At 74.2% G+C, this 24,555-nt stretch carries 22 protein-coding genes; 14 read left to right on the top strand and 8 right to left on the bottom strand.

Going from position 1 to position 24,555, the window contains the following annotated elements; translation table 11 throughout:
• Positions 1 to 114 precede the first annotated feature (114 nt).
• Positions 115 to 324 carry a hypothetical protein gene (locus ABZ117_RS11625; protein ID WP_356819869.1) on the bottom strand — a complete coding sequence of 70 codons (210 nt, stop codon included), beginning with the start codon at positions 322 to 324 and terminating at the stop codon, positions 115 to 117.
• On the opposite strand from ABZ117_RS11625, the gene ABZ117_RS11630 reads away from it, so the two are divergent.
• From ABZ117_RS11630 to ABZ117_RS11640, 3 genes are all read left to right on the top strand, one after another.
• On the top strand, positions 247 to 624 hold the full coding sequence (locus tag ABZ117_RS11630) for an STAS domain-containing protein (protein ID WP_356819863.1): 378 nt from the start codon (positions 247 to 249) through the stop codon (positions 622 to 624). The two genes, ABZ117_RS11625 and ABZ117_RS11630, sit on opposite strands and share 78 nt — an antisense overlap.
• A 149-nt stretch (positions 625 to 773) precedes the next feature.
• On the top strand, positions 774 to 2,036 hold the full coding sequence (locus ABZ117_RS11635) for an ANTAR domain-containing protein (protein WP_356819654.1): 1,263 nt from the start codon (positions 774 to 776) through the stop codon (positions 2,034 to 2,036).
• Between the two features lie 117 nt (positions 2,037 to 2,153).
• Positions 2,154 to 2,609, top strand: a complete 456-nt coding sequence (locus tag ABZ117_RS11640; RefSeq protein ID WP_356819656.1) for an RpiB/LacA/LacB family sugar-phosphate isomerase — start codon at positions 2,154 to 2,156, stop codon at positions 2,607 to 2,609.
• Positions 2,610 to 2,677: 68 nt separating this feature from the next.
• Here ABZ117_RS11640 and ABZ117_RS11645 read toward each other — a convergent pair whose 3' ends face one another.
• Complete coding sequence (locus ABZ117_RS11645; protein ID WP_356819658.1) at positions 2,678 to 3,043, bottom strand: DUF6479 family protein; 366 nt, start codon at positions 3,041 to 3,043, stop codon at positions 2,678 to 2,680.
• 210 nt (positions 3,044 to 3,253) lie between these two features.
• Between ABZ117_RS11645 and ABZ117_RS11650 the strand changes: the two genes are divergently transcribed.
• The 3 genes from ABZ117_RS11650 (at position 3,254) to ABZ117_RS11660 (ending at position 7,010) form a co-directional block, all read left to right on the top strand.
• Positions 3,254 to 3,628, top strand: a complete 375-nt coding sequence (locus ABZ117_RS11650; protein ID WP_356819660.1) for a ferredoxin — start codon at positions 3,254 to 3,256, stop codon at positions 3,626 to 3,628.
• Positions 3,629 to 3,783: 155 nt separating this feature from the next.
• Positions 3,784 to 5,349 carry an NAD(P)/FAD-dependent oxidoreductase gene (locus tag ABZ117_RS11655; RefSeq protein ID WP_356819661.1) on the top strand — a complete coding sequence of 522 codons (1,566 nt, stop codon included), beginning with the start codon at positions 3,784 to 3,786 and terminating at the stop codon, positions 5,347 to 5,349.
• A gap of 161 nt (positions 5,350 to 5,510) precedes the next feature.
• Entirely contained in the window at positions 5,511 to 7,010 is a 1,500-nt protein-coding gene (locus ABZ117_RS11660) for an acyl-CoA synthetase (RefSeq protein ID WP_356819663.1), read from the top strand.
• A 99-nt stretch (positions 7,011 to 7,109) separates the two neighbouring features.
• Here ABZ117_RS11660 and paaK read toward each other — a convergent pair whose 3' ends face one another.
• Positions 7,110 to 8,426, bottom strand: a complete 1,317-nt coding sequence (paaK, locus tag ABZ117_RS11665) for a phenylacetate--CoA ligase PaaK (protein WP_356819665.1) — start codon at positions 8,424 to 8,426, stop codon at positions 7,110 to 7,112.
• 297 nt (positions 8,427 to 8,723) lie between these two features.
• Between paaK and ABZ117_RS11670 the strand changes: the two genes are divergently transcribed.
• From ABZ117_RS11670 to ABZ117_RS11695, 6 genes are all read left to right on the top strand, one after another.
• Entirely contained in the window at positions 8,724 to 9,590 is an 867-nt protein-coding gene (locus ABZ117_RS11670; RefSeq protein ID WP_356819667.1) for an alpha/beta hydrolase, read from the top strand.
• 98 nt (positions 9,591 to 9,688) lie between these two features.
• Complete coding sequence (locus ABZ117_RS11675) at positions 9,689 to 9,931, top strand: DUF397 domain-containing protein (RefSeq protein ID WP_356819668.1); 243 nt, start codon at positions 9,689 to 9,691, stop codon at positions 9,929 to 9,931.
• A gap of 107 nt (positions 9,932 to 10,038) precedes the next feature.
• Complete coding sequence (locus ABZ117_RS11680; protein ID WP_356819670.1) at positions 10,039 to 10,992, top strand: universal stress protein; 954 nt, start codon at positions 10,039 to 10,041, stop codon at positions 10,990 to 10,992.
• Positions 10,993 to 11,168: 176 nt separating this feature from the next.
• Positions 11,169 to 12,410 (top strand): PHB depolymerase family esterase, encoded by a 1,242-nt coding sequence (locus tag ABZ117_RS11685; protein ID WP_356819672.1) that lies wholly within the window; start codon positions 11,169 to 11,171, stop codon positions 12,408 to 12,410.
• A 140-nt stretch (positions 12,411 to 12,550) separates the two neighbouring features.
• The gene (locus ABZ117_RS11690) at positions 12,551 to 13,990 is read left to right on the top strand and encodes a 3-hydroxybutyrate oligomer hydrolase family protein (protein ID WP_356819674.1); all 1,440 of its coding nucleotides are present in this window, start codon (positions 12,551 to 12,553) and stop codon (positions 13,988 to 13,990) included.
• A 74-nt stretch (positions 13,991 to 14,064) separates the two neighbouring features.
• A complete protein-coding gene (locus ABZ117_RS11695; protein WP_356819675.1) occupies positions 14,065 to 14,562 on the top strand; it encodes a hypothetical protein in 498 nt (165 codons plus the stop codon).
• 12 nt (positions 14,563 to 14,574) lie between these two features.
• Here the strand turns inward: ABZ117_RS11695 and ABZ117_RS11700 are convergent, their stop codons facing one another.
• Positions 14,575 to 16,548, bottom strand: coding sequence for a peptidoglycan recognition family protein (locus ABZ117_RS11700; RefSeq protein ID WP_356819677.1), 1,974 nt, complete (start codon positions 16,546 to 16,548; stop codon positions 14,575 to 14,577).
• 263 nt (positions 16,549 to 16,811) lie between these two features.
• On the bottom strand, positions 16,812 to 17,957 hold the full coding sequence (locus ABZ117_RS11705) for an aminoglycoside phosphotransferase family protein (RefSeq protein ID WP_356819679.1): 1,146 nt from the start codon (positions 17,955 to 17,957) through the stop codon (positions 16,812 to 16,814).
• 328 nt (positions 17,958 to 18,285) lie between these two features.
• Between ABZ117_RS11705 and ABZ117_RS11710 the strand changes: the two genes are divergently transcribed.
• Positions 18,286 to 19,782, top strand: a complete 1,497-nt coding sequence (locus tag ABZ117_RS11710; RefSeq protein ID WP_356819681.1) for a hypothetical protein — start codon at positions 18,286 to 18,288, stop codon at positions 19,780 to 19,782.
• A gap of 33 nt (positions 19,783 to 19,815) precedes the next feature.
• Here ABZ117_RS11710 and ABZ117_RS11715 read toward each other — a convergent pair whose 3' ends face one another.
• Positions 19,816 to 21,246 (bottom strand): SpoIIE family protein phosphatase, encoded by a 1,431-nt coding sequence (locus ABZ117_RS11715; protein WP_356819682.1) that lies wholly within the window; start codon positions 21,244 to 21,246, stop codon positions 19,816 to 19,818.
• Positions 21,247 to 21,595: 349 nt separating this feature from the next.
• On the opposite strand from ABZ117_RS11715, the gene ABZ117_RS11720 reads away from it, so the two are divergent.
• Positions 21,596 to 22,009 carry an SsgA family sporulation/cell division regulator gene (locus ABZ117_RS11720; RefSeq protein ID WP_356819684.1) on the top strand — a complete coding sequence of 138 codons (414 nt, stop codon included), beginning with the start codon at positions 21,596 to 21,598 and terminating at the stop codon, positions 22,007 to 22,009.
• 82 nt (positions 22,010 to 22,091) lie between these two features.
• On the opposite strand, the gene ABZ117_RS11725 is transcribed toward ABZ117_RS11720, so the two are convergent.
• Positions 22,092 to 23,117 carry a Gfo/Idh/MocA family oxidoreductase gene (locus ABZ117_RS11725; protein WP_356819686.1) on the bottom strand — a complete coding sequence of 342 codons (1,026 nt, stop codon included), beginning with the start codon at positions 23,115 to 23,117 and terminating at the stop codon, positions 22,092 to 22,094.
• 94 nt (positions 23,118 to 23,211) lie between these two features.
• A complete protein-coding gene (locus ABZ117_RS11730) occupies positions 23,212 to 24,306 on the bottom strand; it encodes a chemotaxis protein (RefSeq protein WP_356819688.1) in 1,095 nt (364 codons plus the stop codon).
• Between the last annotated feature and the right edge of the window lie 249 nt (positions 24,307 to 24,555).

Genomic DNA, 24,555 nt, shown 5'->3' on the forward strand with positions numbered 1-24,555 from the left:
GGTTGACGTCGTTGCGCCGGCCGACGGGCGCGGGCACAGTGAAGCCCCCGGTCAGGACGCGGCCGGCTGCTCCTTCCGCCCCGCTCAGGAAGCCCGGTCCCCATGGAATCCCGATCACTCACGGACAGCGGTCAGCCGGCCCCGGCCCGCGTCCGCCCCGGCGGTCCCGCCCCGCTGCTCCTCCAGACCGTGCACGAGCACCGCGCCGGGCTCGGCGCCATCAGCGTCCTGAAGGCCCGGGGCACGGTGGACGACTCCAACGCCCGGCAGTTCGCCGAGGCCCTCGCCGAACACGTCGGCCACGCCGGCCAGGCCGCGGAACATCCCCTCCTGGACCTGACCGAGGTATACTTCGCGTGCGCCGCCGCGATGCGCTCCCTGGACCGGGCGACCGGACCCCTCGCCCGGGCCGGCCGGGCGCTGGCCGTCGTACAGCCGCGCCCGCACGTGCGGGAGGCCCTGACGAACGCCGGTCTGCCGGGCGTCCGCGTGCACGCCACGCTGGCCTCCGCCCTGCACACCCTGCACGCTCTGCATCCCGCGCAAACCCCGCACCCTCCGCATTCCCCGCATCCCCCGGCGGACCGGGAACCGGCCCGAGCGGAGCCCGGCGACCCCGCCTGACGCCCGCGTCCGAGCGGGTGCCCGAGCCGGTGCCCGTGCCCCGGGCGGAGGACGGTGCGGTTGAGGGCCGGGGGCCCGGCGTGCAAAGTGGTGCAACGGTCAGGAAGAGGCCGAACGATCCCTGAGTGACGTCCTTTCTGGGGGATGCCATGACACCCTCTTCCACCCGGCCGGCCGCCCCGGCTCCCCTCGTCATCGACTCCTCCGTCGTGGAGGGTCCGTGCGCCGAGGGCGCCCTGCTGCTGCGCATGTCGGGCACCCTGGACGCCGACGGAGCCCAGGCCTGGTCGCACGCGCTGCGCGGCCACCTGGAGCGGGCGGACCGCGCCGGACTGCGGCCCGTCCTCGACATGGCCCACGTCCAGCTCGGCGGCGCCGCCGTGCTGCGTACGCTCAGCGAGACGGCCCGGGCCCGCACCGGACGCCCGGAGCTGATCATCGTCCGCGCCCGGCCCGGCGTGCGCGAGGCGGTGCACCTGGCCCGCCTGAACGGCGTCCGGCTGTACGCCACCCTCGAGGAGGCCCTGCGCGAACTGGGCCGCACCGCCACCGGAACGGAGGAGCCGCCCGCCTGGCGCTCACAGCTGACGGACCCGCTGCGGCCCTCGTACGACGACCTGTACCGAGAGGTCCGCGCGCTGCGCGCCCGGGTGCGCACGGCACCGGTGATCGGCATGGCGCAGGGCGCGCTCATGGCCCGCTACGGCCTGCCGGACCCCGGCAGCGCCTTCCGGGCACTCAGGGAGGCCTCCCAGCGGTTCAACGTGCCGTTGCGCGTCCTGGCCTCCGCCGTGGTGGTGGCCCGGCCCCCGGACGGCGAGGTGTGGTTCCCCGGCCGCCGTTGCCTGCCCGCGCCGCAGCCGCGGATCCTGGCCCGCGGCGGTCGCGACCCGCGCTACCGGCGGCAGATGATCGACGCCGTCCTGCGCGAGGCGCTGGCCATCGGGCGGGCACCCGCCGGATACGTGCGGTGGGTGGACCCGGCCGTCAACGCGCTGACCCTGGAGGCCCACCACGGCTGCGCAGAAACGTTTCTGGACCATCTCGAGCGCGGCGGGGCCGACACCGACACGGCCGCCCGGACCGAAAACCGCCCCGTGAGCGTGCCCGACGTCGCCACCGAGCCGCTGCTCCGCGACGACTTCCGGCGCGCCCTGCTGACCTCCGGCATCCGCGCCGTCCACAGCGTTCCGGTGCCGTCTCCCGCCGGCCCGTGCGCCGGCGTGATCACCGTGCACTGGCCCGAGGCCCGACACCGGCCGGTCGCCGGCGAGGCCTTCGCCCTGCTGGCCGCCGACACGTCGGCCTGGCTCAGCTGGTACCACCGCTCGGTACTCCTGGACGCCCTCGAACACCTGCACAGCGCGCTGACCGGCGGCGAACCGGCCGCACGGCAGTCCGGTCACGCGTGACCTGACGGGACTCTGCGGGGCGCGTCGTCCGGACCGGCCGGCCCGCCGCCCCGGCCGGCCACGAGAGCGGCCCACACGCGGGCCCCGGGCCGAAGGGAGCGCGCTACGCTCCGGGGTATGCGGATCTCCGTCTCCTCCGACATGGACGAACCCGTGGCCCGTCTCCTGGTGGCCGAACTGCGGCGCCGTGGCCACGACGTGCGGGAACACGGCGCGCTGCGCCCGGGGGCCGACGCGCAGTGGGCCGCCTGCTCGGAGGCCGCCGCCCGGGACGTGGCCGAGGACGCGGCCGACCAGGCGGTGGTGTGCTGCTGGACCGGCACCGGCGCCTCCATCGCGGCCAACAAGGTGCCGGGGGTGCGGGCGGCCCTGTGCACGGACGCCGCCACGGCGGACGGCGCGCGCCGCTGGAACGACGCCAACGTCCTCGCCCTGAGCCTGCGCCTGACCTCGGAGCCGGTGCTGAGGGAGATCCTGGACGCCTGGTTCGCCGCCGAACCCAGCCAGGACGCGGAGGACCGGCAGAACGTGGCCCGCGTCGGCCGCCTGGACGCCGCCCGGAAGAATTCCTAGGAGCGCAGGCGGTCCGGCGCGGGCCGGAGCCGATGGGCGGGCTGTTCGGGGAGCTCGGCTTAGGGGCTTCAGTGGGCGCCGAGTCCGCCGCCGCCGAACGAACCGCTGGACCCTCTGCTCCAGCGCGGGCGGTCCTCCGAATCGCTCGGCTGGGAATCCATGTTGGTCAGCTCGTACGGCGTGAGCGGGCGACCGCCCTTGGGGGTCTGCGGCACCTCCGCGCACTCCCTGTTCTGCCGCACCTCGTGCACCGCGCCCTCCGGCGGCAGCTTGGGCTGTTCCTCGGGCCGCGGGCGCGGCGGCTCGCGGTACTTGACGCGGGAGGTCATCCAGAAGCCGCCGCCGAGCAGCGCCAGGAGGGCCACGGCCACGATGAACAGGAAGAGGCTCATCAGGCCGCTCGCCGCGGCCAACTGCATCGATGCGGTGTTCATAGAACAGGGATACCCGTCACGAATGGGTGCGAACCCGGACAAGGCGGATGAATGGTGGGGGTGGCAATGAATTGCCCCCCGACCCGGGGACACGGGCCGCCTCGCCGGTCCGTGGCACCGGTCCCCACCGGTCCGTAGCACCGGCCCTTCCGGTCCGTCATCGGCCCCGGAATCTGGTTTGCGCCCCCACGCCCCGGCTACCCGCACGGTGTGACACCGCCGACTTCGCAGCAGCAGCTCTACCGGTTCCTGGAGGACCGCTTCGCCTGTGCGCAGGCGTGTACGGAGTGCGCCCGGACCTGCGCGGTGCGGGCGAGTCTCGTCGAACCGGACGGCACCGAGCGCCAGGAGCGCGTACGCCGGCTCGGCATCATGTGCGCCGAGGTGTGCGACGCCACCTGCCGGGTGCTGTGCGAGGAGAACCGTCAGGACGAGGAGGCGCTCCGCGTGCGGGTGGAGTGGTGCCGCTCGGTGTGCCTGGAGTGCGCGCACGCCTTCGACGAACACCCCGGTGCCGAGCCGGCCGCGGCGGTCTGCCGGGGCTGCGCCGACGCCTGCGCGGGTTTCCTGGAAATGCTGAAGTGAGCGCCCGTACGCCTTGAGCGCCCGGACGCCCTGCGTGCCCGTATCCCTGAGCGCCCGCGGACCCCTGGGACCCCGTAGGCCACTGGGACCCTGCCTGATCGATGCCGGCGTGTGAAACGCGTTCCACCGCGTGCGTCCGCGTGTTACGAAGGACCATGTCCGCGAACGAGGGAACCCGCGCGTACGACGCCGTCATCGTCGGCGGCGGCCACAACGGCCTGGTCGCCGCCGCCTACCTGGCCCGGGCCGGCCGCTCCGTACTGGTGCTGGAGCGGCTGGACCACACCGGCGGCGCGGCCGTCTCCACCCGCCCGTTCGCCGGGCTCGACGCCCGCCTGTCGCGCTACTCCTACCTGGTCAGCCTGCTCCCGCCCAAGATCGTGCGGGACCTCGGGCTCGACTTCCGCGTCCGCACCCGCGCCATCTCCTCGTACACCCCCACCGAACGGGCGGGCCGGCCGACCGGGCTCCTCGTCGGCGGCGGCGAGCAACGCACCCGGGAGGCCTTCGCCCGGCTGACCGGCGGCGACCGCGAGTACGAGGCATGGCAGCGCTTCTACGGCATGACCGGCCGCGTCGCCCGGCGTGTCTTCCCCACGCTCACCGAGCCCCTGCCCACCCGCGACGAGCTGCGCCGCCGCATCGACGACGAGGCCGCCTGGCGGGCCCTGTTCGAGGAGCCGGTCGGCGTCGCGGTCGAGGACACCTTCCACGACGACCTGGTCCGGGGTGTCGTCCTCACCGACGCGCTGATCGGCACCTTCGCCGACGCCCACGACCCGTCCCTCGCCCAGAACCGCTGCTTCCTCTACCACGTCATCGGCGGCGGCACCGGCGCCTGGGACGTGCCCGTCGGCGGCATGGGCGCGCTGACCGACGCACTGGCCGCCGCCGCCCGCGCGGCCGGCGCCCAGATCGCGACCGGCCACGAGGCCGTCCGGATCCACACCGACGGACACACCGCCGAGGTCACCTACCGCACCCGGGACGGCGAGGGCGTCGCCGCCGCCCGGCACGTCCTGGTGAACGCCTCCCCGCAGGAGCTGGCCGCGCTCACCGGGGACCCGGCGCCCGAACCCGCCGAAGGCGCCCAGCTGAAGGTCAACATGCTGCTCACCCGGCTGCCCAGGCTGCGCGACCCCGGCGCAGACCCCCGCGAAGCATTCGCCGGCACCTTCCACATCGCCGAGGGGTACCGCCGGCTGGCCACCGCCCACGCCCAGGCAGCCGCAGGCGAACTCCCCGCCGAACCGCCCTCGGAGATCTACTGCCACTCCCTGACCGACCCCACCATCCTCGGCCCGGAGCTGAGCGAGCGCGGCTACCAGACCCTCACCCTGTTCGGCCTGCACACCCCGGCCCGGCTCTTCGACCGTGACAACGACGGCGTGCGCGAGGAACTGCTGAGGTCCACCCTCGCCCAGCTCGACGCCCACCTCGCCGAACCGCTCGCCGACTGCCTGGCCACCGATGCCGACGGCCGGCCCTGCATCGAGGCGAAGACCCCGCTGGACCTCGAACGGGACCTGCGGCTGCCCGGCGGCCACATCTTCCACCGGGCCCTGTCCTGGCCGTACGCCGAGCAGGGGACGGGCCGTTGGGGCGTGGAGACCGGGCACGCCGGCGTCCTGCTGTGCGGGGCGGGCGCGGTGCGCGGGGGAGGCGTCAGCGGCGTACCGGGGCACAACGCGGCGATGGCGGTGCTGGAGGAGACCGCCTGAGGCGGCGGACCGGAGCCCCCGGCCCGTCATCGGTGTGCCGGCGACCCGTACGGTGATCCCCGCCCAGGGCGGTTGCGGGAGCCCCGCTGGTCCGGCGGGCCGGTCCCGGCGGTGGACGCGGTGCTTGACCGGCGCGTCCGGCGGCCCGAGGATCGGCTGTCATGACGCAGGGACAGGGCAGCAGCACGGTCGACGGGGTGCTGCGGCGCAGCGCCCGCCGCACCCCGGCGCGCGTCGCGGTGGAGTACGGCGAGCGCCGCTGGACGTACGGCGAACTCGACGACGCCGTCTCCCGCGCGGCCACGCTCCTGCGCGCCGAGGGCCTCACACCCGGCGACCGGGTCGCCGCCTACGGGCACAACTCGGACGCCTATCTGATCGCCTTCCTCGCCTGCTCCCGCGCGGGCCTGGTCCATGTGCCGGTCAACCACAGCCTCACCGGAGCCGACCTGGCCTACCTCCTCGGCCAGTCGGGCAGCGCGCTGGTGCTCACCGACCCGGACCTGGCCGGCCGGCTCCCGCAGGACGCGCGGGTACTGGCGCTGCGGGACACGGACGACTCGCTGCTGACCCGGCTCCCGCAGGCACCGCCGTACGACGGCCCCGAACCCCGCACCGAGGACCTGGTGCAGCTGCTGTACACCTCCGGGACGACCGCCCTGCCCAAGGGCGCGATGATGACCCACCGGGCCCTGGTGCACGAGTACCTCAGCGCGATCACGGCCCTCGACCTCAGCGCCGGCGACCGCCCGGTGCACGCCCTGCCGCTCTACCACTCGGCGCAGCTGCACGTGTTCCTGCTGCCCTTCCTCGCGGTCGGCGCGACCAACGTCATCCTGGACGCGCCCGACGGGGACCGGCTGTTCGACCTGATCGAAACCGGCCGCGTGGACAGCCTGTTCGCGCCGCCCACGGTGTGGATCGGCCTGGCGGGCCGGCCCGACTTCGCCACCCGTGACCTCACCGGCCTGCGCAAGGCGTACTACGGCGCGTCCGTCATGCCGGTGCCCGTGCTGGAGCGGCTGCGGCGGCACCTGCCCCGGCTCGCCTTCTACAACTGCTTCGGGCAGAGCGAGATCGGCCCGCTGGCCACCGTCCTCGGCCCCGGTGAGCACGAGGGCCGGCTGGACTCCTGCGGGCGGACGGTGCTGTTCGTGGACGCCCGGGTCGTGGACGAGAACGACGCCGACGTACCGGACGGCACGCCCGGTGAAATCGTCTACCGGTCACCGCAGTTGTGCGAGGGCTACTGGGACCGGCCCGAGGAGACGGCCGAGGCCTTCCGCGGCGGCTGGTTCCACTCCGGTGACCTCGCCGTGCGCGACTTCGACGGCTACTTCACCATCGTGGACCGGGTGAAGGACGTCATCAACTCCGGTGGTGTGCTGGTGGCCTCGCGCCAGGTGGAGGACGCGCTCCACACCCACGAGGCGGTCGCCGAGGCCGCCGTGATCGGTCTGCCCGACGAGCGGTGGATCGAGGCCGTCACGGCGGTCGTCGTCCCGCGCGGCGAGGTGACCGGGGACCAGCTCATCGCGCACGTGAAGGAGCGGCTGACCCCGTTCAAGGCGCCCAAGCGGGTGCTGTTCGTGGACGCGCTGCCCCGCAACGCCAGCGGCAAGATCCTCAAACGCGAACTCCGCGACCGCTTCGGCGCCTGACCGGGTCCCGCGCCGCCCGGGCCGACGGCAACGGCACGCCGGCCGGCGACCGCGATCCCGTCCTTGCTCCGCAGTACGGGCCGGCGCGGGCGTTACGGATCACGTCGACGGGTGTCCGGCGTCCCGTGGCCGCAGGTCCACGATCCGGCGGATCTTCCCCACCGACCGCTCCAGCGACTCCGGCTCGACGATCTCCACGCCGACCGACACCCCGACGCCGTCCCTGACCGCCGCGACGATCGACCGGGCCGCCGCGTCCCGTACCTCCGGCGTCGCGCCGGGGCGGGCCTCGGCGCGGACCGTCAGCGCGTCGAGACGGCCCTCCCGGGTGAGGCGCAGCTGGAAGTGCGGCGCCACACCGGGCGTGCGCAGCACGATCTCCTCGATCTGGGTCGGGAACAGGTTGACCCCGCGCAGGATCACCATGTCGTCACTGCGCCCGGTGACCTTCTCCATCCGCCGGAAGACCCGGGCCGTGCCGGGCAGCAGCCGCGTCAGGTCCCGCGTCCGGTACCGCACGACCGGCATGGCCTCCTTGGTCAGCGAGGTGAACACCAGCTCGCCGCGCTCGCCCTCCGGCAGCACCTCGCCCGTGACCGGATCGACGACCTCCGGATAGAAGTGGTCCTCCCACACATGGAGACCGTCCTTGGTCTGCGCGCACTCCTGGGCCACACCGGGGCCGATCACCTCGGACAGCCCGTAGATGTCGACCGCGTCGATCGCGAACCGCTCCTCGATCTCCCGCCGCATCTGCTCGGTCCACGGCTCGGCCCCGAAGACGCCCACGCGCAGGGAGGTGCCGCGCGGGTCCACACCCTGGCGTTCGAACTCGTCCAGCAGCGTGAGCATGTAGGACGGGGTGACCATGATGACGGACGGTTCCAGGTCGCGGATCAGCTGCACCTGGCGGGCCGTCATGCCCCCGGACGCGGGGACGACCGTACAGCCCAGGCGCTCGGCACCATAGTGGGCACCCAGGCCACCGGTGAACAGTCCATAGCCGTAGGCCACATGTACGACGTCGCCGGGCCGCCCGCCCGCCGCGCGGATCGACCGTGCCACCATGTCGGCCCACATGAAGAGGTCGTTGTCCGTGTAGCCGACCACCGTGGGGCGGCCCGTGGTGCCGCTGGAGGCGTGCAGCCGGCGGATCCGCTCGCGCGGCACCGCGAACATGCCGAACGGGTAGTTCTCCCGCAGGTCGGACTTGGTCGTGAAGGGAAAACGGGCCAGGTCGGCGAGCGAGCGGCAGTCCTCCGGGCGGACGCCGGCCCTGTCGAACGACTCCCGGTAGAACGGCACGTGCTCATAGGCGTGCCGCAGGGAGGCGCGCAACCGCTCCAGCTGCAACGCCCGCAGCTCCTCGGGCCCGAGCCGTTCGCCCGCGTCGAGCAGCTCCCTCGCATCCGTCATCGGGACGTCTCCCTCGCCAGACTCACATTCCGGACGACCGATCATTCGGTCGCTCTGTTCGGGATCAGTAATTCAGGCCGTCCGGATCCCGGGCAAGAGGGCTGCGGAATTTTTCGGGCCCGGACCGGGCCGGCGGACCCGACGGCGACGGACCGGACGGTGGCGTGCCCGGCCTGTGACGGAGGCGGGGCAGCGTCGCACCGGCCCGCGCGAAAGGGGCCGCGCCTCGCGCGAAAGGGGTCGCGCCTCGCGCGAAAGGCGTTGCGGCCGGGCGCGACGCGCCGGGATGATCACCGCATGCCCAGCTTCAGCGCACCCGACGGCACCCGGCTCGCCTACCACCTGCGCGGCACCGGCGAGCCCCTCGCCGTCCTGCCCGGTGGCCCGATGCGCGCCTCCGCCTATCTCGGAGACCTCGGCGGACTGACCGCGGACCGTCGGCTGGCTCTGCTGGACCTGCGGGGCACCGGGAACTCGGCCGTGCCGGCCGACCCGGCGACGTACCGCTGTGACCGGATGGTCGAGGACGTCGAGGTGTGGCGAGCCCACATGGGGCTGGACCACATGGATCTGCTCGCGCACTCCGCCGGAGCCGCCCTGGCCCTGCTCTACGCCGCCCGCCACCCGCACCGGATACGCCGGCTGGTGCTGATCACCCCCAACCCGTCCCCGCTCGGCATGCGCGCCACGCCCGAGGACCGGCTGGCCGCGGCCCTGCTGCGCGCGGACGAACCGTGGTTCGCACGGGCGTACCCCGCCTTCCGGGCCTGGCTCGCGGACGGCGCGGACTTCGATGACGTGTTCCTGCCGTTCTTCTACGGCCGCTGGGACGACACCGCCCGGGCACACGCCGACGCCGAACCGAAACAGACCGACGACGAGGCGGGCGAGCGTTACTTCGCCGAGGGCGCGTTCACCCCGGACGCGACCCGGACCGCCCTCGCCGCCCTGACCGCGCCGGTCCTCGTGTACGCGGGCGGAGCCGACGGCGGCCCGTGTCCCGGCCTCGCCCGCCGCACCGCCCGCGCCTTCCCCCACGCCGAGGTCACCGTCCAGCCCGGCGCCGGCCACTACCCCTGGCTGGACGACCCGCGGTGGTTCCGCGATCGCGTCGCCGCCTTCCTCGACACCCCGGCGGACACCACCCCGCCCCCGGCCCGGTGAGCCCGGCCGTACGCCCGAAGTCCTCCCCGCGTGCCCTGTCCGCCGTAGCGGCCGGTCGCTAGGCTGACCGCGGAGGACGAACCGGGAGGAGCAGGTACGTGGCCGAGACCATCACCCAGCAGCAGCCGCTCACGGGCTGGGACAAGCCGGAGCTGGACCTCAGCAGGGCCGAGTGGCAGTCCAGCAGCCAGGGCAGGGGCGACGTCCAGATCGCCTTCGTCGAGGGCTTCGTCGCGATGCGCAACAGCGGCCGGCCGGAGAGCCCCTCCCTGATCTTCACCCCCGCGGAATGGGGCGCCTTCGTATCCGGCGCGCGGGAAGGGGAGTTCGACCTCACCTGAACCGGGGATGCCGCCGGCGGATCTCCGGGACACGCGACCGGCAGCGCCCCGCCGGGCCCCCACCTGCGCGAGGCTGTCCCCGGCACGGGGAAAGCCGTGTCGCGGAGGTGAGGAAGACGAGCACTGCGCCGGTCATCGCCGCGGTCGACGGTTCCGGCGGCAGCCTGCGCGCCCTGGACTGGGCCCGGGACGCCGCCCGCCGCCGCGCGGCACCACTGCGGGTGGTGCACGTACGGCAGTACGCCGCCTGGGGCCAGGCCGACGTGCTGGTCGCCGGTCCGCCCGAAACGGAGGGCGATCCCGTGCTCGACGACGTGCGCGCCCGCCTCGCCGAGCACACCGGCGACACAGCCGTGGAGTACGTGACCCTGGCCGGCGTCCCGGGAGCCGTCCTGCCTGAGATCGGCGCCGACGCCCAGCTGCTGGTGCTCGGCTCCCGGGGCCGCGGCGGCTTCGCCGGCCTGCTGCTCGGCTCCAACGGCCTCGCCACGGCGCGGGACGCCGCATGCCCCGTGGTCGTCGTACCGCCGCCGGACCGCGACCGGGGCGCCGCCCACGCCGGACGGGACGGAGAGGAGCACGGCGACCGGCCCGCCGGGCCCGGCTCCCGGGTGGTGGTCGCCGGGCTCCACGCGGACAGCCCCGACCCGGCCGTCCTCGCCTTCGCCTTCGCCGAGGCCGCCCGGCGCGAGGCCCGGGTGCGGGCGATCGCCGCCTACCCGTGGCCCACGCACACCTGGTCCGCGCCCGGCTGGTCCGCGCCGCCCGTGGTCGACCAGGGCGCCGTCGAACAGGAGATCCGCGCCCTCGCCGAGGGCTTCCTGGCCCCGCACCGCGAGCGGCACCCCGGGATCCGCGCCGACGCCGTGGTGCTGCCCGGCCACGCGGCCGGCCACCTGGTCGCCGCGTCCCGGGACGCCGGCCTGGTCGTCGTCGGCAGGCACCGGCGGCGGCTGCTCGCCCCGGCCCGCATGCTGGGCTCGGTCACCCAGGCCGTACTGCTGCACGCGGCGAGCCCGGTCGCGGTGGTGCCGCCGGCCCCGCCGGACGACACGGCCTAGCAGACCCCGCGACGCCCCGCAATCCGCCCGCTGCCGACCGACGCCCCGGCGGCTGTGGTGCGCGGCGCCATGGTGCCCGGACACACCCGAACCTAACGTTCCGTAACCCCCGGCGCTCCAGGCGCCGTCCCCGCGCGGGAGCGGCCGGGACAGGTGTGTCCACCGAAGGAGCCGCCATGCCCCTGCCCCCGTTCAGCAAGGCACCCGGAGCACGACCACAGGCCCGGCTGCTGCCCCGCCTGTTCGCCGTCCTCGCCGTCGTCCTCGGCACCGCACTCGCCGGCCCCGCGCCCGAGGCCCGCGCCGCCGTCACGCTCACCAGGGTGAGCGACTTCGGCTCCAACCCGGGCGCCCTCACCATGTACGTCTACCGGCCCGCCGCTCTCCCCGCCCACCCGGCGGTCGTCGTGGCGCTGCACGGCTGCACGCAGAACGCCCAGACCTACGCCGACAACTCCGGCCTGCCCCGGCTCGCCGACCGCGACGGCTTCCTGCTCGTGCTCGCGGAGACCGGCACCGCCAACAACGCGAACCGGTGCTTCAACTGGTTCCAGTCCACCGACAACCGTCGCGGCCAGGGCGAGGCCTCCTCCGTCCGGCAGATGGTGGGCCAGGCCGTCACCGCCTACGGCGCCGACCCGGGGCGGGTCTACGTCACCGGCCTGTCCGCGGGCGGCGCGATGACCGCGGTCATGCTCGCCGCCTATCCCGACGTGTTCTCCGCGGGCGCGGTCGTCGCCGGCCTTCCCTACGACTGCACCCGGGACAACAGCCCCTACACGTGCATGAACCCCGGCGTCGACCTCGGCCCGGCCGACTGGGCCCAGCGGGCGCGCGACGCCTACCCCTCGTACACCGGGCCGTGGCCGCGCGCCGCCATCTGGTACGGCGACCAGGACACCACCGTCGTACCGCGCAACGCCACCGAACTGCGCGACCAGTGGACGGCCCTGCACGGACTGTCCCAGACGCCCACGCGCACGACGACGATCGGACCGGACGCCACCCGGCAGGACCAGTACCTCGCCCCCGACGGCACGGTCGCCGTCGAGGTCGACCGCGTCCCGGGCATCGGCCACGGCACCCCCGTCGACCCGGGCACGGGCGCCGAGCAGTGCGGCGGCACCGGCGCGCCGTACTTCCTCGACTCGATCTGCTCCAGCCGCTGGATCGCCCGGTTCTTCGGCCTGGACACCTCCGAGCCGGGCGGCTCCGACCCCGGCGGCGGTGACACGGCCGCCTGCTGGACGGCGAGCAACTACACCCACGTACAGGCCGGGCGGGCCACCACCAGCGGCGGCGTCACCTACGCCAACGGCTCCCACCAGAACATGGGTCTGTACAACACGTTCGTCACCCACACCCTGAAGGAGTCGCCCACCGGCTACTTCACCCTCGCCGACACCGCCTGCCCCTGACACACGGTCGGAGGCCGCGAGGGGCCGCCATGGTGGCCGACGACCCCCAACGGGCCGTCATCATGGCGGCCCCGCACATGTCCGGAGCCACCACACCACCCCTAGCCTCCAGCGCGTCCCCAACCCGCCGGAGGAACCGAATGCTTCCCCGCCACACGTCACCACCCGCCCGACGCGCCCGCCCCGCCCGGCGCACCACGCTGGGCGCGCTGTCGCTCGCCGCCGTCTGCTCCCTCCTGGCCACCCCCGCCACCGCCGCACCCGCAGGACCGGGAACACCCGACGGCCCCTGCGCCGGCCGCGCCCGGCTGCACGTCCCCGGCGCCGCCCACCAGCAGGCCGACTGCCTGGACGAACTGACCACCGCCGGCACCGTGTCCTCCGGCCACACCGACCCGGCCGACTACGCGGGTCTCACCCCGGCCGGCCTGCCCACCCCCGCCGGCGTCCCCGGCATCCAGATCGACGGCTACTTCCCGGACACCTCCACCACCAACACCGACCACGGCTGGCACCACGACTCCCAGTTCGTCATCCGGCTGCCCGACCACTGGAACGGCGGCCTGGTGGTCACGGGCACTCCGGGCAACCGCGAGCAGTACGCCAACGACCGGGCGATCGCCGACTGGGTCCTGGCCCGCGGCTACGCCTACGCCGCCACCGACAAGGGCAACACCGGCACCGCCTTCTTCCGCGACGGCCGCCGGCCCGGCGACGCCATCGCCGAATGGAACACCCGCCTCACCCAGCTCACCCGCGCCGCCCGCGCCGTCGTCACCCAGCGCTACCACCGGCCCCCGGCCCGCACCCTCGCCACCGGCCTGTCCAACGGCGGTTACCTGGTGCGCTGGCAGCTGGAGAACCACCCCGAGCTGTACGACGGCGGCGTCGACTGGGAGGGCACCCTCTGGCGCGCCGACGGCCCCAACCCGCTCACCTCCCTGCCCACCGCGCTGCGCCACTACCCCGCCTACGCCGCCGGCGGCCCCCGAGCCGCCGAGGCCGCGAGCGCGCTGCACCGGGCGGGCTTCCCGCCCGGCTCGGAGTTCCTGTGGCCGTACCACCACCAGGTCTACTGGGACCTCACCCAGCGCATCTACCGCGAGGAACTCGACCCCGGCTACGACGGGGACACCGAGGCCGGCACCCCGTTCTGCGCCTCCGGTACCCCCGCCTGCGACGCCGACTACGCCTACCCGGACCGCCCCGCCGCCGTCCACCGGGCGGTCGGCCGCATCGCCCTCACCGGCCGCATCGGCAAGCCGCTGATCACCCTCCAGGGCACCCTCGACGTGCTCCTGCCGATCAGCGAGGACTCCGACGTCTACGCGCGCATGGTCCACAAGGCCGGCCGCGGCTCCCTGCTGCGCTACTACCGCATCGAGGACGGCACCCACACCGACTCCCTCACCGACGCCTTCCCCGGCAGGCTCCGCCCGATGGTGCCCTGCCACCGCTCCGCGTTCACCGCCCTGGAACGCTGGCTCAGCGGAGCCGCCCGGCCGCCCGCGGACCACACGGTCGCACGCCCGGCCGGCGCGGACCCGGCGGCCCTGCTCACCAGCTGCCCGCTCGGCTGACACGCCCCGCCCGCCGGTACGCCGCCCGGCGCCCGCGGGTCACCCGGCGCGGCACGGGCACGTACCATGGCCGCATGTCGTTCCTCCGCCGCCGCAGCGCCACCCCTGCCGGACCCGACTTCGACGTGCTGGCCATGGACCCGGGCGACTGGCCGGGCAACCTCGGCGCGGGCCTGCTGCCCGCCCCCGACGGCACCTGCCAGGGTGTGTTCCTGCGCTACGACCTGTTCGGCGGCCGCGGCCCCGCGATGATCATCGGTAATCTGCCGGAGGGTTCCCCGGCCCGCGACGTGGCCGAGGGCGAGATCCCCTTCGAGGTGGGCCAGCTGCTGCTGGCGCTGGAGAACGACGAGGAGGTCACCGTCGTCGAGACCGAGGACACGCCGGTCCTCCAGGGCGACAACCTCCTCATCGTGCGGCGCCTGAAGCTGTCCGAGAGCCGGGTGTCCTGCGTCCAGTTCGACCGCAGCGACGGCGTCCTCGTCACCATCGCCGCCTGGGACCGCCCCATCACCGACGACCTGTACGCCCTGCTGAAGCCGCTCCCGGCGGAGCTTTTCCAGCAGGGCTGAGAGCGCGGGCCGCTACCGGCGGACCGAGCCCGCCGGCGTCACGTCCGCGGCACGGACGAAGGCGACCCGGTGGCCGTACTGGATCTCGTAGTACAGGTCCTTGCCCACCACGACCCGGTGCGAGTCGGTGGTGAAGGTGACCGCGTAGTAGTACTCGCCGGGCACCTCGTCACCGGCCACGTACGCCTGTCCGGCCGGGATCGTGTACGGCAGCGGCACCACCGACTGGGCCGGGACGTCCGCCGGATAGGCCTCCTTCTCCGGGTAGGCGCGCCCGTACACCGGAACGCTCGTCAGGCCGTCCCTCGGGGTCACCACCAGTCCCCGCGCCGGGACCGCCGCAGGTTCCTCGGGCGGGTTGCGGAACCAGGCCTTCTGCCCCAGGTACCAGATGGCCGTCCAGTCGCCCCAGCGGTCGGCCACCGCGTACTGCTGGCCGGTGGAGACCCGTGAGGACAGGTCGTTCACTCCGGTGGTCGGGTCCGTCCGCAGGCCGATGTCCCTGACCAGCGGGGCGGTCACGTCGTGGTCGGTGTAGAGCCGCACCTCGCTGGAGCCGTGCGCCGTGCAGGGCTCGCCCCTGGTGGTGCAGCCGGTGTACGTGGGCCGGTTGGAGTCGTAGTCCGGCAGGATCGTCACCACGGGGGAGTGCCGGCCGGCCGTGCGCAGGAACGGGTGGCCCAGCAGCTGGAAGTAGTGCCGCCAGTCCCAGTACGGGCCGGGGTCCGTGTGCATGCCCGCGATGGTGGAGGCGGTCGGCCCGGGCACGTTGTCGTGGCCCAGGATGTGCTGCCGGTCCAGCGGGACGTCGTACCTCCTGGACAGGTACCGGACCAGCCGGGCCGAGGAACGGTACATCGCCTCCGTGTACCAGGCGTCCGGGCTGGCGAGGAAGCCCTCGTGCTCGATGCCGATCGACTTCGCGTTGACGTACCAGTTGCCCGCGTGCCAGGCGACGTCCTTGGCCTTGACGTGCTGGGCGATCAGACCGTCGGTCGAGCGGATCGTGTAGTTCCAGGACACATAGGTCGGGTCCTGGATCAGGTTCATGACCCCGTCCCAGGCGCCCTCCGTGTCATGGATGACGATGTACTTGATGCTCTGTGAGGCCGGACGGTCGCCCAGGTCGTGGTTGCCGTAGTCGCCCTCCCCGAACTCCGCGTACGGCGCCGGGACCGACTCGCAGGACACCGACCTCGGGCACTCGGTGTCGTCCGTGGGCAGCGTGCGCAGGCCGGCCCGCCGCAGTGGGGCGGTGTCCGGGACCAGCCGCGGCTGCGCGGCCAGGAGCACCCGCTGGCCGTCGTCGGTGGTGCGCTCCTCACCCGTGCGCAGGACGTCGTACACGTCGTCGGCGTACGCCGCTGCGGTGGCCGTGTCGTCGGCGCCGGAGAAGCGGGCCACCGCGCCGTACCAGTCGGCCGGGTCGGCGCTCCGCGGCTCGCCCAGCTCCTTCTGCGCGGCGGCCAGCAGGGCGGCGCCGCCGGCCACGTTCGCCGCCGGGTCGGCGCGCAGTTCCCCCGCCGGGATGCCGGTCAGCTCCGCCGCCTTCGGCAGGGTCCGCAGCCGGGCCGGGACCGCGGAGGCGGCCGGCTTCCCGGCGGCCGGGTGCAGCGCGGCCCGCGCGGCGTCGCCCCGCGGGTCCTCCGCGCCCTCGGCGAAGTGCTCCGAGGCGGCGATCGCGGCCCGGGCGTCGGTGAGGTGCATCGGGCCGTAGCCGCCGGTCACGCTCGGCGCGCCACCGTGCCCGTCCCAGCGGGACTGGAGGTAGGAGACGGCCAGCAGGACGCTCTGCGGCACGTGATAGTCGGCCGCCGCGGTGGCGAACGCGTGCTGGAGCCGGTCCGCCGAGGAGTCCGTGACCCGGTGGGCGGGGGCCATGCCCAGCAGGGGCAGCAGCAGGGCCGCGGAGGCGAGCGGGACGGCGGTCCGCCGCAGGGGTCTGTGACCGGGGGTGGACGTGGGGTCGGTGGCGGATCCTCGCAAGGCGGCCTCCTGTGACGGGCGGAGCGTGGCGGGGCATGGCGGGGCCGGGCTGGGTCAGTGGTACCGGCTTGCCGACGATCCGTCAATGATGCCCGTAGGTAGTCGATTTCCCACGTCACGAAGGGTTTCCGGCGAGTTTCGCGGCGGTGGTGCCCGGGCCTGCGGGGCGTCACCGGCGTAGACCAGTGGCCGCCGGCCCCGGGCATACGCGAAGGTCCGCGGTGCGCCGCCACCGAGGGGCGCACCGCGGACCTTCGCCCGGGTCAGCGGGTGCCGACCGCCGCCCGGACGGCCTTGCGGGCCATCTGGCAGTCGTCGTGCAGCCGCCGGAGCAGCAGCCGCTGTTCCTCACCGGACGTCACGGCACCCGGATGGGCCGCACCCGGTGCCGCCGGGGCCGGGTCGCGCATCGAACGCTGCACGGCCGTCTCGTACGTCCGGATCTCCCGCGTCAGCAGGAGCATCAGGTTCACCAGGAAGGCGTCCCGGGACGCCGGGCCGGCGGACTGCGCGATCTGGGCGATCTGCCGCCGGGCCACCGGCGCGTCCCCGAGGACGAGCCACAGTGTCGCCAGGTCGTACCCCGGCAGATACCAGCCCGCGTGCTCCCAGTCCACCAGCACCGGACCGGCCGGGGAGAGCAGCACGTTCGACAGCAGGGCGTCGCCGTGGCAGAACTGGAGCATCCCCTGCCGGCCCACCTCGTGCGCGATGCCGTGCAGCAGCTTCTGGAGGTCGCCGAGGTCGCGGTCGGTGAGCAGGCCCAGCTCGTGGTAGCGGGAGATCCGGGCCGCGTAGTCCAGCGGCATGTCGAAGGTGCCCGCCGGGGGCCGCCAGGCGTTGACCCGGCAGATCGCGCCGAGTGCCGCCCGGATGTCCGCGCGGGGCGGAGCCTCCACGGGATGCCGCTGGAACGCCGCCGCCCGGCCCGGCATGCGCTCGATCACCAGGGTGCAGTTGTCCGGGTCCGCCGCGATCAGCCTCGGCACCCGGACCGGCGGCCGGTGCCGGACGAACGAGCGGTATGCGGCTATTTCCTGACGGCTCCGCTCCGCCCACGCGGGCGAGTGGTCCAGGAGGCACTTGGCGACGGCCGTGCTGCGCCCCGTCGTCCCGACGAGGAGGACGGACCGTCCGCTGCGCCGCAGGATCTGCACCGGAGCGAACTCCGGACAGATCCGGTGCACCGCGGCGATCGCGGCGCGCAGCTGCGTGCCCTGGGGGCCGGACAGGTCGAGCCTCCCGCTGAGCGGCTGCGCCCCGGGCTGGCCCGGGACCCGCCGCGGCCGGCCCGCGCCCAGCACGGGGACGCCCGGACGTGCCGCCGGGTCGAGGTACGGTCCGCCGCCCGCCGGGCGGGAGCGCAGCGGCCGGGGCGGGGCGGACACGGAGGACGGCGCTGCGTACATGGGAGATACAGATCCCTTCGTGTGCCTGCGGTGCCTGCCTGTGGGTCCGTGCTTCGAACCCATGCTCCGAGCCCTGCCCGAAAGCGTGGTTCCGAGAGCGTGCGCCCACCCGCCCGGCCGTCCGGGCGCACCCTGGGGAGTGGGCCCGTCATATGACGCTATGGGGCCGCCGTATGGGGGTGGCGACCGGTCGGGGTGGCGCTTTCCTACCTGACACCAGAGGCCCACTGGCACACCATCTGGCGGACCCTGGCGAACCGTGGCGAATAGTCGCCCGGCAACGTCCACGGGTCTACTGTCAACTCAGCCGAGAACCTGGGGGCTTGACGTGAGCGGACAACCCAACACCCGCCTTGCGGACCTGTTCGGCCTGGCCGGCTGGTCCAAGGGTGAACTCGCGAGGCTGGTCAACCGGCAGGCGGCGGCCATGGGCCACCCCCAGCTGGCGACCGACACCTCCCGGGTGCGGCGGTGGATCGACGTGGGGGAGATCCCGCGCGATCCGGTGCCGCGGGTGCTGGCGGCCCTGTTCACCGAGCGTCTCGGCCGTGTCGTGACCATGGAGGACCTCGGTCTGGTACGGCACGGGCGTGCGGGGAGACGGCAGGGCGACGGGAAAGAGGAACATCCCGACGGTGTGCCGTGGCCGCCCGAGCGGACCGCCGCGGTCCTCACCGAATTCACGGGAATGGACCTCATGCTCAACCGACGCGGCTTGGTGGGCGCGGGTGCCGCGCTCGCCGCGGGATCCACACTCAGCAGCGCCATGTACGAGTGGCTGCACACCGACCCGGCCCTGAAGGCCGACGCCCCTTTTCTCGACGACCCCCTGCACGCCGACCCCGCCGGGTTCGACCGCTACGAGGCCGCCCCCATCGGGTGGCAGGAGATCGAGGCGCTGGAGCGCTCGGTCGAGGTGTTCCGCGCCTGGGACGCGGCCCGTGGCGGCGGGCTCCAGCGCAAGGCGGTGGTGGGCCAGCTGAACGAGGTGGGCGGCATGCTCGCCTACCGTCATCCGCCCCATCTCCAGCGGCGCCTGTGGGGCGTCGCCGCCAACCTCGCCGTCCTCGCCGGCTGGATGTCGCACGACGTCGGCCTGGAGCCCACGGCGCAGAAGTACTTCGTCATCGCCGCCCATGCCGCCCGGGAGGGCGGGGACCGGCCGCGGGCCGGCGAGGCGCTGTCGCGGGCGGCCCGGCAGATGGTGCACCTGGGCCGGCCGGACGACGCGCTGGACCTGATGAAGCTCGCCCAGTCCGGTGCCGGTGACCGTCTCCAGCCGCGGACGAAGGCGATGTTCCACACCATCGAGGCCTGGGCGCAGGCGTCGATGGGCAAGGGCCAGGCGATGCGCCGCACGCTCGGGCAGGCGGAGGGACTCTTCGTCTCCGAGGGGCAGGACGTGGAGCAGCCGGAGTGGATGCAGACCTTCAAGGACGAGGACCTGTACGGCATGCAGGCGCTCGCCTACCGCACCCTGGCGGAGTTCGACCCGGGCGCGGCCACGCACGCCCGGTACTACGCGGAGAAGGCCCTGGCCCTGCGCGTCGACGGACGTGAGCGGTCGAAGATCTTCGACCATCTGTCCATGGCCTCGGCCTGTTTCATCGGCGACGACCCCGAACAGGCCGACCGTTACGCCCGGCTGGCCCTGATGTCGATGGGCTCGAACTCCTCCCGTCGGACCTGGGACCGGCTGCGGCAGATGTACCGGCTGACCGCGGAGTACGCCGAGTACCCGAGGATCCAGGAACTGAGGGAGGAGATCAGGCTGGCCCTGCCCAGGCCGAGGGCCAGGTCGGACGGCGACAGCGCGTCCGCCTAGGGCGCCCGGGCGCGGTCCGGGGGGCCGGGCCGGTCAGCCGACGACCTTGGCGACGAGGACGCAGGCGTCGTCCTCGCGTCCGGCTCCGCCGAACTCCTCGACGACCGCTCGCACACAGTCCCGCGCGGTGCGCGCCGCCCCGAGGCGTGGGGCGAGGGCGAGCAGCCGGTCGGCGGTCGCGGTTCTGCTGTGGCCCGGCACGAGCGCGTCGGTGTGCAGCAGGAGCAGGTCGCCCGGCCGCAGGGTGGCGGCGCACTGCCCGTACACGGCGCCTGGGGAGGCGCCGAGGGGTGTGCCGTCCGGCGCGTTCAGCGCGCTCCCCGTCCCGTCGCGGTACAGCAGCGGGGCGGGGTGTCCCGCCTGCGCCCAGGTCAGGGTGCGGGTCTCGGGCTGGTAGTGGCAGCAGACGGCGCTGCCGAGGGCGGGTTGCACCGTGGCGTCGAGTAACCGGTTGAGCAGGGTGAGCAGGTGGCCGGGTTCGGTGCCGGCCATGGCCATCCCGCGCACGGCGCCGAGCAGCATCGCCATGCCCGAGGTGACGGCCACTCCGTGTCCGACCAGGCCGCCGACGCCGAGCAGGGTCCGGCCGTCGGGCAGTTCGAGTGCGTCGTACCAGTCGGCGCCGATCGGTGTGCCGGCGTCGGCCGGCAGCCGGTGGGCGGCGAGGTCGAGGGTCTGCGGTCCCTGGTGGGGGAGCCGCAGGGAGCCGCGCCAGGGCGGCAGTACGGCTTCCTGCAGTTCGGCCGCGATCCGGTGCTCGGTCCGCTCCTGCCGGCGGTGGCGGTGCAGCGAGTCACGCCTCTCGCGCACCGTCCGCTGCTCGCGGCGCAGGTCGCTGACGTCGCGCAGTACGGCCCACATGGAGGCGGTGCCGCCGTCGGCGCCGAGCACGGGTTCGCCCATCATGTGCACGGTCCGTACGGAGGTGTCGGGGCGTACGATGCGGAACTCGCCGTCGATCGGTCTGGCGTCGACCAGGCAGTCCGTCACCATCGCGGTGAGTTTCGGCCGGTCCTCCTCCAGCACCAGGGCGGGCAGTTCGTCGAGGGTGGCGGCGGGGCGGGCCGGGTCGAGGCCGAGGATCTGGTACAGCTCCCCGGACCAGGTCGCCTCGTCCGTCAGCAGGTTCCACTCGGCGCTGCCGACGCGGCTGAGCAGCGAGCCGCGCGAGGCGGTGACCGGTGCGGGCCGGGGGGCCGGCGCCTCGGGGGGCCCGGCCGGGGCGGGGGCCGGGCCGTCCCGCAGCTGGGCCAGGTGGGTGTCCAGGTCGTCGAGCTGGTGCAGGGCGAGGTCGTACAGGGCGCGCTGCCAGCGTTCCTCGGGGTCCGTTCCGTCGCTGCGGGTGTCCCGCCGTACGGCGTCCACGTCGCCCTTGAGCCGTCGCGTCTGCCGGATCAGCGCCTCGACCGAGCCGGGACCGGGTGGCTGGGCGGCGGGGCGGTCCGCGGAGACTGGGGACGGCATGACGCACTCCGATGAGGGGGGACGGTACGGGCGGGGACGGCGGGGGACCGCTACGACTGTGGCACAGCCCGCGACGCGCTGTAAGGGATTCGGCGACACACGATACGGTGGTGCTCCCGGCATATGCCAGAGTCTTCCCGGGCTGGTCCGTACGGACGGACCGCGTACGCGCCGCGCCAGTCAAGTCGTAGATGACGTACGCGAATTGAGGCAGTCGTTCCGCTCGGGCCCGCCCTGAAGCGCGTGTTCGACGCTTCTCTGTTCCCCTCCGTCACGCAGGGGCCTGTACCTGCCGAACTCTGACCGGATCTGGCGCCATGCGACAGGCCTTCGCCGACTCCTTAATGGCATGGACATCATCGTCGAACAGCTCGCCCATGCCCGGCTCATCACCGCCGAGGACCGGGAGGTGCCGGTGTCGGCCACGCTGCGCTACTCCGCGGAGGATCCCCTCGCCGTCTTCGTGGACTTCCCGGCCGAGGCGGCACTGAACGGCGAGGAGGTCACCTGGACCTTCGCCCGCTCCCTGCTCGACCAGGGGCTGCGCGCCCCGGCCGGTCACGGGGACGTACAGATCTGGCCGTACGGCCGTACCCGCACCGTCCTGGAGTTCCACTCGCCGCACGGCATGGCCCTGCTCCAGTTCCAGGCGTCGGCGCTGCGCCGTTTCCTGCTGCACACCTACGCGGTGGTCGCCGGCGGACAGGAGGACCTGGCCGGCGTGGTGGAACGGGGGCTGAGCACGCTGTTCGGCGGGGTGTGAGCCGGTGGCGGGACGCCGCGGGGGCGCCCCGGACCGCGACTCGTGGGGCCGCGTGCCCCTGAACGGCGGTGACGGGGCCGGGTCAGTGACCGGCCCCGGCGTACAGGGCGGGGCGCGGGGCGAGGTCGACGGCCACCCTGGCGCCGGTCTCCAGCGCCCGGACGCCCGCCTCGGCGACGACGGAGGCGGCGTAACCGTCCCAGGCGCCCGGCCCGGTGACCTCCCCGCGCCGGGTCGCGTCCACCCAGGCCTGTAGCTCGCGGTCGTAGGCGCCGGCGAAACGGACGAGATAGTCCTGTGCCACCTCCTCGCGGGCGCCGCCCCCGGCGGTGACCACCATGGTGTGCTCGTCACCGATCCGGGCGCTGCCCGCTTCGCACACGGCCTCGCAGCGCACCTGGTAGCCGAAGCCGCAGTTGACGAAGACCTCGACGTCCACGAGGGCGCCCCGCTCGGTCTCGAAGAGCACGAACTGCGGGTCGAGCAGGCCCTCGGGCGCGCCCGGGGACGGTGTGGGCCGCAGCACGGTGACCGCCGTCAGCTCCTGCCCGAGCAGCCAGCGGGCCGCGTCGATCTCGTGCGAGACGGAGCTGTTGATCAGCATCGCGCTGGTGAAGCCGGCGGGGGAGGAGACGTTGCGGTGGGTGCAGTGCAGCATCAGCGGTCTGCCCAGGCGGCCCCCGTCCAGCAGCGCCTTCAGCCGCCGGTACTCGGTGTCGTAGCGGCGCATGAAGCCGACCTGCGCCAGCCGGCGGCCGACCCGCGCCTCGGCCTCCACGACCCGCAGCGCACCGGTGGAGTCCGGCACCATGGGTTTCTCGCACAGCACCGGCAGTCCGCGGGCGAAGGCGCCGAGCAGCGCCTCCTCGTGGGCCGGACCGGGGGAGGCGACGAGGACCGCCTGTACACCCGGCGCGTCGAGCGCGGCGATCGGATCCGGGTGCACGGTGACGCCGGTGAGGCCGGCCGCCGCCTCCCGGGCCCGGGCGAGGTCCGGATCGGCCACGGCCACCACCCTGGCTCCGTTGACCACCCGGTCGAGACGCCGTATGTGGTCGGCCCCCATGTGCCCGGCACCCAGCACCGCCACCCCCAGCAGGTCACCCATGTGCGCGCTCCCTCCCGGCGGTCGGTGCTTGTCGGGGTCACGCCGTAGCGTACGCCGACGCCGGGGGAGTTCCGGTGGTGGCGGATCTTCCGCGTCAGTACCGCAGGACGCCCGCGATGCCGTCCGCGTCGCCGAGGGTGCCGTCGGGGACGAAGCGGACGTCGGCGCCGGTCTCCAGGCAGCGCTCGACGATCTCGTCCACGATGTCCTCGCGGGCGTAGGGGTCCCCGGCCTCGGCCGGCACCAGATGGCCGCCCTGGTCGCGGACGGCCGCGCGGTAGTTGTCCTCCACGGCCAGCAGCCGGACCCGGCCCTCCCGGGCGCTCTGCCACAGCTCGTCCGGACCGGCCGCGAAGGTCCGGTGGCCGCGCGCCGAGGTGAGGTCCCGGACCACCGAGCCGGCGTCCTTGGCCGTCTCGGCCTCCAGCACCGGGCGGACGGCCTGCCACACGGCGTCGGGGCCGGCGTGGGCGAGCCCGCCGTGCCGCACGTGCACGGCGTTCCTGGCGACGCTGCCCGCCTCGTCCAGCAGGGCGAGCGCCGCCTGCTCACCGGTGACGTACAGCGGGCGCGGCCGGACCCGCAGCACCGCGCCGAGCGCGGTGTCCGCCGTCCGCAGGAACTGGCGGGTGCCCTCGTCGCGGAAGGTGCTCGGCAGATCACCGACGCGTTCCTGGCGTTCGGCGTCGAAGTTCCCCCGCCCGCGGGTCAGCGGGAAGCCGCCGGACCGGTCCTCGACGACCCGGTCCGCGCCGCCGCTCCACAGGGTGGCGCGGTCCGCGGAGACGGACAGCACCCAGAAGGGCCGCTCGGCGGTCTGCGCGGCGACCAGGTTGCGGGTGAGGAAGGTGTCCGAGAGCACCACCCGCTCGGGGACGGGGCGGGCCAGCGACCAGACCTGGTGCTCGCCCGGCGCGGCGAAGATCACCAGGCCGTCCTCGGCGTGCGTCAGGTCCACCTCCGCCAGCGCGCGGTCGAGCTGCGCCACGACGTCGGCGCGCCGCTCCCGGGTGACGGCGGGATCGGACTCCAGACGTCGGCGTGCCTCGGTCACCACGTTGCGCAGCCGGACCGGGTCCTGGCCGCTCCCGCGTTCCCGGCGGTGCGTCGGGGTCAGCACGGAGACCGCCGGATAGGGGCGCGGGCGCCGCAGTTCGGACAGGGTCGCGGGACTCAGTGCGTGCTCCATGACAGAACGATAGGGCGGATTCACCTTTACGGCATTCGGGGTAATTCGGGGTATCGGGGAAGCCGTCCGGACCGGCCGGGGCGTTCGGCTGATTTCTGGCCGCGAAGCCGTAACGCGCGGGCTGCTTGGGGAAGTTTTTGCCTGTGGCCGGTTCCTGGCGGTCACGGCCCGGTGGCGCGCCCGTCCGCGGTTTTCGCGGAGGCAAAACCCGGCCGAAACCGTGGGGGCGTGCGGGGGTGTCCTGTTACG

It is taken from the genome of Streptomyces sp. NPDC006309, assembly GCF_040613095.1.
Taxonomy (GTDB): domain Bacteria; phylum Actinomycetota; class Actinomycetes; order Streptomycetales; family Streptomycetaceae; genus Streptomyces.

What these genes read in the sequence shown, in the direction of transcription:
- ABZ117_RS11690 (WP_356819674.1), top strand. Translation starts at nt 12,551, where the DNA reads ATGCTTCCCCGCCACACGTCACCACCCGCCCGACGCGCCCGCCCCGCC.
- ABZ117_RS11660 (WP_356819663.1), top strand. Translation starts at nt 5,511, where the DNA reads ATGACGCAGGGACAGGGCAGCAGCACGGTCGACGGGGTGCTGCGGCGC.
- ABZ117_RS11640 (WP_356819656.1), top strand. Translation starts at nt 2,154, where the DNA reads ATGCGGATCTCCGTCTCCTCCGACATGGACGAACCCGTGGCCCGTCTC.
- ABZ117_RS11670 (WP_356819667.1), top strand. Translation starts at nt 8,724, where the DNA reads ATGCCCAGCTTCAGCGCACCCGACGGCACCCGGCTCGCCTACCACCTG.
- ABZ117_RS11725 (WP_356819686.1), bottom strand. Translation starts at nt 23,117, where the DNA reads ATGGGTGACCTGCTGGGGGTGGCGGTGCTGGGTGCCGGGCACATGGGG.
- ABZ117_RS11655 (WP_356819661.1), top strand. Translation starts at nt 3,784, where the DNA reads ATGTCCGCGAACGAGGGAACCCGCGCGTACGACGCCGTCATCGTCGGC.
- ABZ117_RS11730 (WP_356819688.1), bottom strand. Translation starts at nt 24,306, where the DNA reads ATGGAGCACGCACTGAGTCCCGCGACCCTGTCCGAACTGCGGCGCCCG.
- paaK (WP_356819665.1), bottom strand. Translation starts at nt 8,426, where the DNA reads ATGACGGATGCGAGGGAGCTGCTCGACGCGGGCGAACGGCTCGGGCCC.
- ABZ117_RS11685 (WP_356819672.1), top strand. Translation starts at nt 11,169, where the DNA reads ATGCCCCTGCCCCCGTTCAGCAAGGCACCCGGAGCACGACCACAGGCC.
- ABZ117_RS11720 (WP_356819684.1), top strand. Translation starts at nt 21,596, where the DNA reads ATGGACATCATCGTCGAACAGCTCGCCCATGCCCGGCTCATCACCGCC.
- ABZ117_RS11705 (WP_356819679.1), bottom strand. Translation starts at nt 17,957, where the DNA reads ATGTACGCAGCGCCGTCCTCCGTGTCCGCCCCGCCCCGGCCGCTGCGC.
- ABZ117_RS11635 (WP_356819654.1), top strand. Translation starts at nt 774, where the DNA reads ATGACACCCTCTTCCACCCGGCCGGCCGCCCCGGCTCCCCTCGTCATC.
- ABZ117_RS11625 (WP_356819869.1), bottom strand. Translation starts at nt 324, where the DNA reads ATGTTCCGCGGCCTGGCCGGCGTGGCCGACGTGTTCGGCGAGGGCCTC.
- ABZ117_RS11715 (WP_356819682.1), bottom strand. Translation starts at nt 21,246, where the DNA reads ATGCCGTCCCCAGTCTCCGCGGACCGCCCCGCCGCCCAGCCACCCGGT.
- ABZ117_RS11645 (WP_356819658.1), bottom strand. Translation starts at nt 3,043, where the DNA reads ATGAACACCGCATCGATGCAGTTGGCCGCGGCGAGCGGCCTGATGAGC.
- ABZ117_RS11695 (WP_356819675.1), top strand. Translation starts at nt 14,065, where the DNA reads ATGTCGTTCCTCCGCCGCCGCAGCGCCACCCCTGCCGGACCCGACTTC.